Here is a 13,096-nt window from a genome sequence, read left to right as displayed (position 1 = left end):
CCCATTCAAGCACCTGCTAAAACTTAAAGCCTCGCATAATCGGCGAGGCTTTAAACAACAATTAGTTATTCATAAACATTTCGATGTCGCTTTCAACATCCTTGATCGTTCCAATACCAAAGGTATCGACAAGCACCTTTGCAACATTAGGAGACAGGAATGCAGGCAACGTCGGTCCTAAGTGGATATTTTTGACCCCAAGGTAAAGAAGGGCAAGGAGTACTATAACTGCCTTCTGCTCATACCATGCAATATTATATGCTATAGGAAGCTCATTTATGTCGTTTAGCTGGAATACTTCCTTCAGCTTCATTGCAATGACTGCAAGAGAGTATGAGTCATTGCACTGACCGGCATCAAGAACTCTCGGAATACCTCCGATATCTCCAAGGTTAAGCTTGTTGTATCTATACTTAGCGCAGCCTGCAGTTAAAATCACCGTATCCTTGGGAAGAGCTTCTGCAAAATCTGTGTAGTAGCTCCTTCCATTTTGTCTTCCATCACATCCTGCCATTACAAAGAACTTCTTTATAGCACCTGATTTTACTGCATCGACTATTTTATCAGCCAGAGCAAATACCTGGGCATGAGCGAATCCACCGACTATCTTCCCTGTTTCTATCTCCATTGGTGCTGGTAGTCTCTTTGCATGATCTATTAAAGAAGAGAAGTCCTTTGCCTTTCCCTCTACTCTGTCTGGTATGTGCTTGAAGCCTGGATATCCTGAGGAACCTGTAGTGTATACCCTGTCAGCATACTCAGCCTTTGGTGGAACTATACAGTTTGTGGTAAATAGTATGACTCCATTGAATTTCTCAAACTCCTGTCTCTGCTTCCACCATGCATTGCCATAGTTTCCAACGAAGTGATCATGTTTCTTGAATGCAGGATAGTAGTTTGCAGGCAGCATTTCTCCGTGGGTATAAACATCCACTCCTGTACCTTCTGTCTGCTCAAGAAGCTCTTCAAAGTCCTTAAGATCATGTCCGGATACAAGTATTGCAGGATTATTTCTTACTCCTATATTCACCTCAGTAATCTCAGGGTTACCATAAGTGCTTGTGTTGGCTTTGTCCAAGAGAGCCATTGTAGCAACTCCGTATTTTCCTGTCTCCATGACAAGAGCAATGAGTTCGTCTACCGTCAAAGAGTCATCTGTAGTTGCATTAAGAGCCCTTCGTATAAATTTCGATATGTCAGCATCCTCAAAGCCGAGGTTGTCAGCATGCTCTGCATAGGCAGCCATACCTTTTAAACCGTATATAATCAGTTCTCTTAAGGATCTTACGTCCTCATTTTCTACGGCAAGAATACCGACTTCAGGTGCTGTGGATTTGAAAACTACGTCGTCATTTGAGTCAACAGCAAAGGATGCAGAATCCTTTAGGTCTGATAAGTCGATGCCCTTTTCAGACAGCTCCTCTTTCAATGAGTCCCTTCGAGCCAATGTCTCTTTGATCTTAGCAAAAAATCTATCCCGGTCAAAATTCGCATTTGTAATGGTCATGAACAGACCATCGATTATTAATTTGTCCAGTCCTGCAACCTCTATCCCAATCTCATCGGCCTTAACTCCAACCTGTGATAAACCCTTCAATGCATAGATCATCAGGTCCTGTAGGTTAGCTACCTCACTGGTCTTGCCACAAACACCAACCTGTGTACATCCCTTGCCATTCAATGCTTCCTGACACTGGAAGCAAAACATCTTTCTGTCAGTCATAATTAAGCCATCCTCCTATATATCGTTAATATTTATACAAAACTCACATGCTCTATTATATTTGGATAGCAACATTTTAGCCGTAACAAATGTTACCGAATGATTATTAGTTTTAGTATTAATAATTCTTGCCTGCTGCCTTGATCCTGTCAGGATAAGCAACTGAACAAGGAGTTACACCATATACCATATCACAGATCGGGCATTTGCTCTCCAGGTGAGTCATCTCAAAGTCATTACCGCATTCTATGCATGTTATTACAACTCCAGGCGGCATAGGTCTTGTGTTGAAACCCATAGCTCTTATTTTATCCACTAATGCCTTCCCGCTTCCAAAGCTCCCTGTACATCCGTCGTGCATTATATTTTCCTCGCTTTCTTTCTATTATCTGATTCCTTAACTACGGTCGGGATGACAATTTTTAATTGTCCATTGTCAATCGTCTATTGTCAATTATTTTTAGCGCTTCTCCCTGCCTCAGGCTAGTCCTCATGGATTGGATAAAGCTGTCCATTTTTTCCAGCTCACTTAGAATTTCCTTTTCTTCCTCACTTGTTTCAATTATCGAAGCTATTCCACCGTTTTTTATGATGATCCTCTTGTCTGCTATAAGGGCGAGCGTTGGATCGTGGGTCGCCATAAGGACAATCTTATCCTCGCTTACTAGAAGGTCCAGAGCTCTCCTCCTATCAATACCTGCGTTCTCAATTTCATCTATAAGAACGATCGGTGATGTGCTAAGAATTGCAGTATCTGCAATCATAAGAGCTCTCGACTGACCCCCGCTCAATGCAGTTACTGGAGTTTCCGGGTCAAACTTTTCACCTGCTAGATTATTCGCAGCCTGTATGATCTTATGAATTGTCCCATCAATATCAACGACCATCCTGCTTTCAGCGTGTAGCTGCAGAAACTCCAATACAGTAAGGTCCATTACGAAGTTCATGTTTTGGGACAGCTGGGCAACGAGCTTGTTGTTTGAGGAGAATCTCCACTTCCTGTCTGGCTGCTCACCGTTGATAAGAATACTCCTGCCTGTAGGCGTATCTTTTTGTGCCGTCCACTCTATATCAGCTAGAAGTCTTGATTTGCCCGAGCCGGTAGGTCCGACTATCGATATGACTTCTGAGGTCTTTATTGTAAGCTCTTCGAATCCCTCAGGGTTTCCTGATTTATCTTTACCCGGTAATATGGTAAGGGTCCTGACTCTGGCTTCCTCCTTGATCCCAAGGAAGCTTTTCATTTGCTCTACAAACGTTTCCATACTTTCCATCAATCCTGATTTATCCATAGCCAGGTTTTCAATGTCCTCAGGTGAAAACTCATCGAGGAGCTCTTCAAGGGTCAGGTGCTCTTTCCCTTCAGGATCCAGCTTATTCTCTATGATCCATCCCATCACAAAGGGGTAATTTTCGATCAACTTCCCAAGTTTTGTATTTCTATGCATAGTCATCACCCAGCTCAATCTTTCTCACATTCCCCATCTGATAGGCTTCACCGATCCTTGTCTCCCCAAGGCAATAGGAGCAAAGTGCAGACGGCATCGGATACCTGAGCTCCATCCCCTGAACGGTTTCAAGCTGATTATTCTCATCATAAAGAAGAGTGCTGAGCTCATACGATCCTTGTCCTGTAAGTCCGTTTATGTGCATTATGACAGCCTTTGGGTTCACTGAGTTTACCTTTGATGAGAAAACCTCTCTTTCTGCCTGAGAAACGATGTCTCCCTTTGTAATTACTACAATATCGGCAGCCTTAAGCATTGGCCCGATCTTCTTTGGTGTATTGATCCCTGAAAGGTTATCTATTACGCATACTCCCTTTATCTCTCTTATATATGGAGAGCACCTGTTGCAAAGTCCCGCGGATTCGGTCACTAAAAGGTCAAGTCCTGACTTAACTCCCCACTGGACTACCTCCTCAATATTTGAGGCAAAGTAGTGGTCTGGACACAGCGCTCCTGAAAGGCCCTTCTTAACTGGGATACCTGCCTTTTCATAAAGTATGTCATCATCTGTTGAAAGACAGTCAAACTTTACGACGCCAACCTTAAGATCTCTCTTTCTCATTGAATCTATGGTCTTAAGGATAATACTTGTCTTCCCTGAGGAAGGTGGCCCTGAAAATATCACAAGATTCATCTCTTCACTCCTGACTCTTCGTAGAATATGTCCATGCAGTGTCTTATTAAAGCACCTAAATCATCATGCGAATTTATAAAATCCCACCCTAGCCATAAAAAGCTTTGACCTTCCCTTAGACCGTTATCTACATCTGGATGTGTAGATGGGAATTTGCCGTTTGTCGCCAAGAGCTGACCCACCTCCGGGGACAGGAGGTACTCCACTATGGGCTTGACCCTCTCCTCAGACGACTTCTTGGTCAACAGGAATATTGGGCTTGCAATTGCTCCTTCCTTTGGCCACACAGGCTTAAGTGGACTTTCATCCCTGACCATGCCTGCAAACAAATATGGCATGACAGTCACTGTGGGTATCCCCGAAGCAGTGTTCCTTACATTTGACTTTACCATTTCAGCTGGAGTCATGCTCCTCATGTGGGCACGGCCAAGCTTTCTTACTCCATCCTCTCCAAACTCCTTGTATATCGTCAGAAGCAAAGCGTTGAAAAGGTCAAAGTCATTTAGGGGGAGCGATACTGATCTTTCAAAATCCTCATTAAGAAGCTCCTCCCAGGATTCAGGCTTCTTTCTGCCATTAAGCTCCTCGGTATTAACTAGAAATACAGCAGGAACTATTGAAAACACTGTGTATTGTCCCAGAGGATCCTTAAGTGATACCCTGTCGTTGTCAAGGTCCTTATTCAAGCCTTCAAAGCCTGAAATATCCTTGAAAACCCCCTGTTTTTTGAACCTTCCCATAAGCTTTTGGTCAAAGAAAAGGTCGAAGCCTGCTGACATGAATAAGTCTGCCAGCTGATCAGCATCAGAGTCTTCAATTTCATTTCTTATCCAGTCTACTCCAATATTTGCAGCCTTAAATTCGAAGTCGATCTTCGTTCCAAGGCTTTCCTCATGCTCCTTGAGCCACTGGGAAAAGCTCTCCATCAAGGGTATCCTTACCGGACACGGGAGGACTCCAAGCAGCCTGGTTTCTCCACCAGACTCTCTAACAGTATCGTTAAGAGCAAGGTCCACACTCTCCCTGGTTTGTCGTATAGCCTCTACCAGCTTGTTTTCGAATATCTCAAGATTCAACTTCTTTGTCTTGCATGCCATTTCGAGGGATATGGTCTTTCCCATGATTTTCCTCATAGCCTCATTCTTAAGGTGTTCAAAACCGTTGACTGCGAAGACATCCAGCGTCTCAGGATATCTTTCTGTTATATCAAATACCTTCTCGGTCACGTCAAAATATTTATTCAAAATAATCCTCCTCCCATCAATCCACCCTGTATCATACTATATTATACTATTAATTTCCGTAACAAATGTTACCAAAGGTCATACATAAAAAATAGACCTTTCGGTCTATTTTCTGGTTATCTCGACTCTCCAAGTCTCAGGACCTTCTTCTAGATACTTCCACTCAAACTGTCCTTCGTTTTCAGCCAGTAATTGGTAGTGTAGTGGTCTTGGGTCGTGGTCGTTTATTATTTCCATCTTCTCGCCGCTTTCCAGGCTGTAGAACATATCAAATATTCTTACATGCTTTTCTCTTGGCTCTATTGATCGTACGTCTATTACATTTTTCATCGTATCCCTCCATTCTGACGGATAGATACCCTTAAATATTCGTCTTAATCTGTAAATTAGATTAAATTAATTAGGAAGGTTATGAGCCCCCCGCCTGCAATTAACCATACTGTATTTATCTTGAACCTCATGATACCTATCATTGAGCCTGCGAATATCAGGGCTGTTACTGGTCCGATAATAGATGCCGCACCCAGCTTGACGCTCACCACTGCCATCAGAACCAGGGATGCGATATTTATCCCATCAAACGCTGCTGAAAGCCATTTTGAGGCTCTCATCTTGGGGATTATCGGTTTAATGAATGATGATATTAGAAATGCTGGGAGAAATATCCCTATTGTCGCTGCGATGGCCCCAGGTATCCCTCCAAGAACATACCCAATGAAAGTAGCCGTAGTGAACACAGGACCAGGAGTAAATTGACCGACTGCTACAGCATCCAGGATCTGCTGGCTTGTCAGTACACCCAGCTTCTCAACAAACTCAGTCTCCAAGAAAGCAAGAAGAACATAACCGCTTCCATATAAAACACTTCCAATTTTTAAAAATGTCAGGAATATTATTGGTATAGCCAACGAATTTGCCCTATTGAGAAAGCTCCCTCTATTCTTAATAAGGAGCATCATAAGACCTGCTGTGAACAGCAAGGGTATCTCTCCCACTCCCAACAGGACATAGATTGCGGCAATGACAATGCCGAACATTAGGGAAAACTTATCCTTTACAGCAGATCGGAACAGCCTATAAAGTGCATGAATTATGACAGCCATTATTGCTGCCTTAACACCCTCAAGTACTGTTGCCAGCTGGGGAAGTGTTCCATAGTCTACATAAAGGTAGGCAAATGCCATAACAATAAGCATGGCAGGAAGTATGAAGGCTGCGCCTGCATTATACAGACCCAATAAGCCCCCCCTTTCATAGCCCACTAGCATTATCATCTCCGTTGAATTTGGCCCTGGGATCAAATTGGTCGCACCCATGAAATCCAGGAACTTCTCTCTGCTAAGCCAGCCCTTCTTTTTTATAGTCTCCTCCTCAAGCATTGCAATATGTGCTGCTGGTCCACCAAATGCCAGAAAACCAAGCTTTGAGAAGGTCTTTGTTATCTCCTTTTGTCTTTCAAGCCTTTCTTTTTTATCAAGATCCTTGTATTCTCTATTATCCATAAATGCACCTCCTTCGATTGATACCCCCTGATATCAACAGCCAAACCTTGGGGTTTGGCTGTAAATATCTTACATGCAGAGTATGATTTATCAGGCTGCGAATTGGCTGTTGTACAACTCAGCATAGAACCCCTTCTTTTCAAGAAGCTCCCGATGGGTACCTTTCTCAATGATTCTGCCCTCATTCATTACAAGGATCATATCAGCGTTTTTTATAGTCGAAAGTCTATGTGCAATTACAAAGCTTGTCCTGCCTCTCATTAACTGATCCATTCCCTTTTGGATTAGTACTTCAGTCCGGGTATCGACGCTTGAGGTAGCCTCGTCCAGGATGAGAATGGAAGGATCTGCAAGTATTGCTCTTGCGATTGTCAGGAGCTGTTTTTGTCCCTGTGAAATATTCGAGGCTTCTTCATTTAGTATAGTATCGTATCCTTGAGGCAGTGTTCTGATAAAGTGATCTGCCTGCGCTAGTCTAGCTGCAATTATTATTTCCTCGGATGTGGCTCCCTCTCTTCCATAAGCGATATTGTCCCATATAGTTCCATTGAAGAGCCATGTATCCTGGAGAACCATTCCGAATCTTCCCCTCAGCTGCTGTCTTGTCATATCCCTTGTTGAAACTCCATCTATTGTTATTCTCCCTTCATCGATTTCATAGAATCTCATAAGCAAATTTACAAGAGTAGTCTTCCCGGCTCCTGTTGGTCCAACTATTGCGACGGTATCACCACAGCATGCTTCAAGACTAAGATCCTCCATAAGTGGTTTGTCCTTGGTATAGCCAAATGTTACCTTCTCAAATCTTACATCTGATTTTTCTGTCTGGGGATATATTGGTTCAGCAGGATCCAGGTCCTCTTCCTTTTCGTCCAAGAGCTCGAAGACCCTCTCTGCAGATGCAATTGTAGACTGGAAGGTGTTTATTATCTCTGCCAACTGCATGATTGGCTGATTGAACTGCCTTGAATACTGGATGAATGCCTGGACATCACCAATAGGCAATATACCTCTGATTACGAACACTCCCCCGAGAACTGCTACAACAATATATCCAAGACTGTTTACCAGCTGCATAAGCGGCATGATTATACCAGTGATAAACTGTGATTTCCAGCCATGCTCATACAACTCCTTGTTGATCTTTTCAAAATCATGGATCGCCTTAGACTCCTTTCCATAAGCCTTAACGGTTGAATGACCGGAGAAGGTCTCCTCAATATGCCCATTTATTTCACCTAAACTCTTGGCCTGTGCAGCAAAGTACTTTTGCGAGATATTGGCTATGTTTTTCGTCAGTAAAATACTGAGTGGTATGGTTATCAAGGTGGCAAGGGTTATCACAGGACTGATGATAAGCATCATAACCAATATCCCTATAAGTGTTATGATTGCAGTAAGGGCCTGAGTAACGCTCTGCTGAAGAGTTGAGCTTATGGTGTCTACGTCGTTTGATACTCTGCTTAGTATTTCCCCTGTAGTCTTTGAATCAAAAAAGCTTAAGGGAAGTTTATGGAGCTTTTCATTTATCTCCTTCCTCAGGTCATAAACCAATTTTTGTGAAATATCAGCCATAATATATTGTTGAGTATAACCAAATATTCCTGACACCAGATACAGTCCGCTAAGGATCAAGAGGATCCTAAAAATATATGACTTATCTATGCTGACGGCTGCACTTGAAACACCCTCGTAGAGATGTGTGGTTATGAAGCCCATTACTCTTGGACTTATAATTGAAAAAATCGTTGATAGTATCGAAAATAGTGCTACTGCAGCCATATGAAGACTGTAGGGCTTTAGGTATCTAAGAAGTCTCCTTGACGTGCCCTTGAAATCCTTGGCCTTTTCGGGAGGTCTTGCCATTCCACTTCCTGGAGGTCCTCCCCTTCCCACCATTTGTCTTGGACTGCGTTCTCTTTTATCTTCGCTCATTGTATCGCCTCCTCACCAAGCTGTGACAGGACGATTTCTCTGTAAACCTTGCAACTTTCTATAAGTTCCCGGTGCGTACCCTGTCCTGCTATCCTTCCTTCATCAAGAACTACTATATTTTCAGCATCCTTGATCGTACTGACTCTTTGTGCGACAACTATAATGGCTGAATCCACCGTGCAGGGCTTCAGAGCATCTCTCAATCTTTTGTCTGTACTAAAGTCGAGCGCTGAAAAGCTGTCGTCGAACAAGTAAAACTCTGGCCTTCTCACTAGAGCCCTCGCTATAGCAAGTCTTTGCTTTTGTCCTCCTGATAGGTTCCTGCCTCCTTGAGCAAGTACATGGTTCAACCCTTCCTCTCTTTCTGATACGAAATCCCAGGCTTGTGCGATTTTAAGTGCCTCTATTATTTCTTCATCTGTCGCATCCTCTTTACCAAAGGCAATGTTTTCTCTGATCGTGCCTGTAAAAAGAACAGCTTTCTGTGATACAAGGCCAAACCGGCTTCTAAGCTCCTCTTGGCGAAGTGTTTTAATATCTGCTCCGTTAATTAGTATCTTCCCATCTGTCGGATCGTAAAAACGCATCAACAGGTTTAGTATCGTAGTCTTACCAGACCCTGTTCCTCCGATTATAGCAGTGGTTTCACCTTTTCTGGTCGCGAAGGAGATGCCTTCAACTGCAGGTGTCGAGGCATCCTGGTACTTGAAGGTAACGTCGTCAAGGCGGAGTTCACCTCCGCTGTTACCCTTTAGGCTTTCTGGACCATCAACGATATCACTCTCCATATCAAGAACCTCATTAATCCTTTCAGCTGAAGCACTAGCCCTTGGCAGCATGACAAATATCATGGATACCATTATGAGTGAAAACATTATCTGAGATACATACTGAATAAAAGCCATTAGCTGTCCAACCTCAAGTCCTCTTATCTCTATCAAGCTGCTGCCATACCATATTACCCCTACTATCGTGAAGTTGAGCACTACATTTAGGATCGGCATCATTAGAGCCATTATCCTTCCAACCTTCAGTGCTGCTTCCGTCAGATCCCTGTTAGACTCGTTAAATCTCTTTCTTTCGTAATCAGTTTTATTAAAGGCCTTGATTACCCTTATACCTGTAAGTGACTCTCTAAGTACCCTGTTCAAACTGTCTATCTTCTTTTGGATCTCTTTAAACAAAGGAAATCCCTTAACGCCTATGACCCAGATCACAACCACTAGAACAGGCGCTGAAATCAATAGGACCTTAGACAGCTCAAGATTTGTTGAGGTTGCCATAATAATTCCGCCTATCATCATAAAGGGCGCTCTTATCATCATCCTCATGGACATTATTGTTACATTCTGCATTTGGCTGACATCGTTGGTGGTACGTGTTATCAGCGATGAAGTTCCCATTTTATCTATTTCATTAAGCGAAAAGCCCTCAACAGTTTTGAATACATCGCTCCTAAGATCCCTCCCGAAGGCAACTGCTGCCTTTGAAGACATATACCTTGAGATAACAGTGGCTGCGGTTCCAAGAATCGCTATAATGAGCATGATCCAACCTGTACTGTAAATGTATCTCAAATCGCCGGTGGCAACTCCTCTGTCTACGATATTCCCCATTAGTCTTGGGAGCAATAGCTCAGAGAAGACTCCTGCAAGAGTAAGTAAAAGGACCCAGGCTACCTGAAGGGCATAGGGTTTTAAGTATCTCATCAGTCTAATCATTTGTTCATCTCCTTTTGGATATAAATCCTAATTAATATTACCATAACAGGGTATAATAATAAATAGATTGCATAAACGACTGATGGTTATTGAAGTGAGGAGGTTTACATGAAGCTGTCAATAGGAGGCACTATAGAAAAATTAAGACGTAACAAGGGGCTGTCCCACCAGCAGCTAGCCAATGCTTTGGGTGTGACTACCGACACAGTTGAAAAGTGGGAGACAAATGCTGCTTACCCTGACATAACCCTTCTTTCACCTATTGCGAGATTACTTGGCACTACTTTGGATGCCCTTCTGATGTTCGAGACAGACATTAATCCCGATGATGTTACCAATATCTACAAGGTTTGCGCAGAGAAATTTGAAACAAGCTCCTACGAGGAAGCCCTGGAGGTATGTGATAACTATCTCAAGGAGTATCCAAACAGCCTTTTCTTAAAGTTCAGGATGGGAAGCCTTTTACAGGAATACATCCAGATGGCTGAGACAGAAGAACAGGCCAATGAAGTACTGGATAAGTCCATCTCCCTCCTAGAGGAATCATCTCTGATTGACGACCTTGAGGTCAAACAGGCATCCTTATATGTACTTAGCAGTCTTTATACTATGAGAGAGGAATATGACAAGGCTATTGAAATACTAAACACCCTCCCTAAGGTTAGCGTAAATACTGATTTTATGCTTTCCACTATCTACTCTATCACCGGAGACAGGGAGAGAGCAAAGGCCATAGAGCAGGAGAGCCTGTTCAACAACATAAACAATTCAATAATCTCACTGGCAAGCCTTTGGGGGACAGCCCTCAAGGAGAGAGATTTCGAAATGGCTATGGAACTAGCGACCCATCAAAGGAAGCTGATTTCAGACTATATGCTGGAGGGCTACCTGTTAGGCAACAACCTTTTGATGTTTGCTGATATCTATGCAGTACGAGGAGATGTGAACAGGACACTGGATTATATTGAAAAATATGCTGACTGGGCTCTAAATATCGATGAAGAGTCCCTTGATCTTACAAACAACAGGTACTTCTTCCTTGTGGAAAACCTGACACCTACTATGAGCTTTGATTACCAAAAACAGAGCTTCATAAATGCAGTAGTTAAGAACTCGGATTATGATTTCGTCAAGTATACCGATAGATACAAGAGGATAATCAGCAGACTGATCTAAAGCAAGTTTTAATCCCATAAATCTAGGGGGAGCCTATGGACCCAATAATACTTAAATCTGCCCAGCTAAGCGAGAGAGCAAAATACAGGATAATATCCATGTATTCCCTCTCTATTGCCCTTGCCGGGCTTTTTTTCAATGGTCCCCTGGAGATCGTTTCGGGGCTTTGGAATATCGTAACATCTCCAAGCATACTACTCACTGATTACTTCATTATAGGAAATGTTGGTGCTGCACTTTTCAACAGCGGCTTGCTTATGACGATTTCGATTATTATAGCGTCCAGAAGCAAATCTCTTATGAATGGCCCTATAATAGCTGCCGTCTTTACGATCGGGGGCTTCGCACTTTTCGGGAAAAACATTTATAATACCATCAGCATAGTCCTTGGGGTATACCTCCACTGCAGAATGAATAAGGATCGCTTTGGAAAATATATAATAATCGCCTTTTTTGGAACTGCACTGGCACCACTTGTAAGTCAAGTCAGCTTTGGCTTCGGTCTTCCTCCGCTTATCGGAATAATTGCCGGGAACCTGTTTGGCATAGGAATAGGTCTTCTTCTGCCGCCTCTTGCCAGCAGCTTTGTAAGGTTTCATCAGGGCTTCAACCTATATAATGTAGGTTTTACAGCAGGAGTAACTGGAATGCTCTTCATGTCAATATTCAGGACCTTAGGATACGAGAACAAAGGCCCCTCAGGCACCTACCAGGAATTCAATCCAGCCCTTTTGGGATTTTACTCACTGATGTTTATATCAATGATATTGATAAAGTACAGAGCTTCAGACAAACCTATTGGATATTATAAAAACATCATGTCCCATCCGGGTCGTCTGGTAACTGATTTCGTTTCAATAAACGGCTTTGGATACACCATGTTTAATATGGGGGTCCTTGGCTTGATGGGGATCATGTATGTATATGGAGTGGGCGGAACTTTGAACGGCCCGGTTATTGGAGGTATATTTACGCTTGTTGGATTTGGGGCATTCGGGAAGCACCCAAAGAATTCTATCCCTGTTATGGCAGGAGTCTTTCTTACTGCTTTGATTTTTGGAGATGGTCCCGGTTCGACAGGCGCGATTCTTACGGCCCTTTTCTCTACAGCACTGGCTCCTATAGCAGGCCAGTATGGACCAGTCGCGGGTTTCGTAGCAGGCTTTATCCATATGTCGATAGTAAGCAATACAGCTTATTTACACGGAGGAATGAATCTATACAACAATGGCTTTACTGCAGGTTTTGTTGCTGCAATTCTGGTACCTTTGATTGAATCCTACAGAAAGGAGAATGAGAATGAAGGATGAAAAATCAAAAATGCTCAAAATAATGAACGAGTTGGTAAGATTTTACCTTAAATCAGGAACTAATAATGTAAGGATAGCTTTAGATTTGACAGAACACGAGGGAATAATTTCGCTGGAGGGTCGCTGTACTAGAATAGATATAAAAAAGTTGGAAGAGTTAAATGACATTTTTAACTCACCCCGTAAGGATGAGGCCGAGGAATATTATTGGAACCTTGTGGGGAGCAATGATTTTTCCGAGATCCATCTACTAGGTTCTCTTGTCAATGAGGGTGAGGTCTATTATGATGGAAATAACCTTAAAATGCGAGTAAAAAGGTGCTTTTAAAAATCCGGTGATATC

Annotated in this window: 12 protein-coding genes; 3 read left to right on the top strand and 9 right to left on the bottom strand. The window is 42.8% G+C overall.

Annotation, left to right across the window (positions count from 1 at the left end):
- Window positions 1-61: 61 nt before the first annotated feature.
- From hcp to AC4PHB_RS10805, 9 genes are all read right to left on the bottom strand, one after another.
- Window positions 62-1,723, bottom strand: coding sequence for a hydroxylamine reductase (hcp, locus tag AC4PHB_RS10845; protein WP_492136442.1), 1,662 nt, complete (start codon window positions 1,721-1,723; stop codon window positions 62-64).
- A 118-nt stretch (window positions 1,724-1,841) separates the two neighbouring features.
- Window positions 1,842-2,084, bottom strand: coding sequence for a hypothetical protein (locus AC4PHB_RS10840; RefSeq protein WP_492136441.1), 243 nt, complete (start codon window positions 2,082-2,084; stop codon window positions 1,842-1,844).
- A gap of 61 nt (window positions 2,085-2,145) precedes the next feature.
- Window positions 2,146-3,171, bottom strand: a complete 1,026-nt coding sequence (locus AC4PHB_RS10835; protein ID WP_492136440.1) for an ATP-binding cassette domain-containing protein — start codon at window positions 3,169-3,171, stop codon at window positions 2,146-2,148.
- Window positions 3,164-3,865, bottom strand: coding sequence for a GTP-binding protein (locus tag AC4PHB_RS10830; protein WP_492136439.1), 702 nt, complete (start codon window positions 3,863-3,865; stop codon window positions 3,164-3,166). Before AC4PHB_RS10830 ends, AC4PHB_RS10835 begins: the two co-directional genes overlap by 8 nt.
- A complete protein-coding gene (locus AC4PHB_RS10825) occupies window positions 3,862-5,109 on the bottom strand; it encodes an ABC transporter substrate-binding protein (protein ID WP_492136438.1) in 1,248 nt (415 codons plus the stop codon). The genes AC4PHB_RS10830 and AC4PHB_RS10825 overlap by 4 nt, the downstream gene beginning before the upstream one ends.
- A 105-nt stretch (window positions 5,110-5,214) precedes the next feature.
- Window positions 5,215-5,439 carry a DUF2249 domain-containing protein gene (locus AC4PHB_RS10820; protein ID WP_492136437.1) on the bottom strand — a complete coding sequence of 75 codons (225 nt, stop codon included), beginning with the start codon at window positions 5,437-5,439 and terminating at the stop codon, window positions 5,215-5,217.
- A gap of 56 nt (window positions 5,440-5,495) precedes the next feature.
- The gene (locus tag AC4PHB_RS10815; RefSeq protein ID WP_492136436.1) at window positions 5,496-6,611 is read right to left on the bottom strand and encodes a chromate transporter; all 1,116 of its coding nucleotides are present in this window, start codon (window positions 6,609-6,611) and stop codon (window positions 5,496-5,498) included.
- A gap of 90 nt (window positions 6,612-6,701) precedes the next feature.
- Complete coding sequence (locus AC4PHB_RS10810) at window positions 6,702-8,546, bottom strand: ABC transporter ATP-binding protein (protein ID WP_492136435.1); 1,845 nt, start codon at window positions 8,544-8,546, stop codon at window positions 6,702-6,704.
- On the bottom strand, window positions 8,543-10,267 hold the full coding sequence (locus tag AC4PHB_RS10805) for an ABC transporter ATP-binding protein (RefSeq protein WP_492136434.1): 1,725 nt from the start codon (window positions 10,265-10,267) through the stop codon (window positions 8,543-8,545). Before AC4PHB_RS10805 ends, AC4PHB_RS10810 begins: the two co-directional genes overlap by 4 nt.
- A gap of 108 nt (window positions 10,268-10,375) precedes the next feature.
- On the opposite strand from AC4PHB_RS10805, the gene AC4PHB_RS10800 reads away from it, so the two are divergent.
- From AC4PHB_RS10800 to AC4PHB_RS10790, 3 genes are read left to right on the top strand one after another with little or no spacing between them, the layout of a single operon-like run.
- Entirely contained in the window at window positions 10,376-11,443 is a 1,068-nt protein-coding gene (locus tag AC4PHB_RS10800) for a helix-turn-helix domain-containing protein (protein ID WP_492136433.1), read from the top strand.
- Between the two features lie 35 nt (window positions 11,444-11,478).
- The gene (locus AC4PHB_RS10795; protein ID WP_492136432.1) at window positions 11,479-12,753 is read left to right on the top strand and encodes a DUF1576 domain-containing protein; all 1,275 of its coding nucleotides are present in this window, start codon (window positions 11,479-11,481) and stop codon (window positions 12,751-12,753) included.
- Window positions 12,743-13,081, top strand: coding sequence for a hypothetical protein (locus tag AC4PHB_RS10790; protein ID WP_492136431.1), 339 nt, complete (start codon window positions 12,743-12,745; stop codon window positions 13,079-13,081). Before AC4PHB_RS10795 ends, AC4PHB_RS10790 begins: the two co-directional genes overlap by 11 nt.
- Window positions 13,082-13,096 lie beyond the last annotated feature (15 nt).

It is taken from the genome of Gudongella sp. QWL-04, assembly GCF_058683975.1.
The sequence above is the reverse complement of the archived record's forward strand: the minus strand, read 5'-3'. Positions and strand labels throughout refer to the sequence as shown.

Excerpts from the sequence above, each read along its gene's own strand:
- AC4PHB_RS10835 (WP_492136440.1), bottom strand. The coding sequence starts at position 3,171 with ATGCATAGAAATACAAAACTTGGGAAGTTGATCGAAAATTACCCCTTT.
- AC4PHB_RS10815 (WP_492136436.1), bottom strand. The coding sequence starts at position 6,611 with ATGGATAATAGAGAATACAAGGATCTTGATAAAAAAGAAAGGCTTGAA.
- AC4PHB_RS10805 (WP_492136434.1), bottom strand. The coding sequence starts at position 10,267 with ATGATTAGACTGATGAGATACTTAAAACCCTATGCCCTTCAGGTAGCC.
- AC4PHB_RS10840 (WP_492136441.1), bottom strand. The coding sequence starts at position 2,084 with ATGCACGACGGATGTACAGGGAGCTTTGGAAGCGGGAAGGCATTAGTG.
- AC4PHB_RS10790 (WP_492136431.1), top strand. The coding sequence starts at position 12,743 with ATGAAGGATGAAAAATCAAAAATGCTCAAAATAATGAACGAGTTGGTA.
- AC4PHB_RS10810 (WP_492136435.1), bottom strand. The coding sequence starts at position 8,546 with ATGAGCGAAGATAAAAGAGAACGCAGTCCAAGACAAATGGTGGGAAGG.
- AC4PHB_RS10795 (WP_492136432.1), top strand. The coding sequence starts at position 11,479 with ATGGACCCAATAATACTTAAATCTGCCCAGCTAAGCGAGAGAGCAAAA.
- AC4PHB_RS10820 (WP_492136437.1), bottom strand. The coding sequence starts at position 5,439 with ATGAAAAATGTAATAGACGTACGATCAATAGAGCCAAGAGAAAAGCAT.
- AC4PHB_RS10800 (WP_492136433.1), top strand. The coding sequence starts at position 10,376 with ATGAAGCTGTCAATAGGAGGCACTATAGAAAAATTAAGACGTAACAAG.
- hcp (WP_492136442.1), bottom strand. The coding sequence starts at position 1,723 with ATGACTGACAGAAAGATGTTTTGCTTCCAGTGTCAGGAAGCATTGAAT.
- AC4PHB_RS10830 (WP_492136439.1), bottom strand. The coding sequence starts at position 3,865 with ATGAATCTTGTGATATTTTCAGGGCCACCTTCCTCAGGGAAGACAAGT.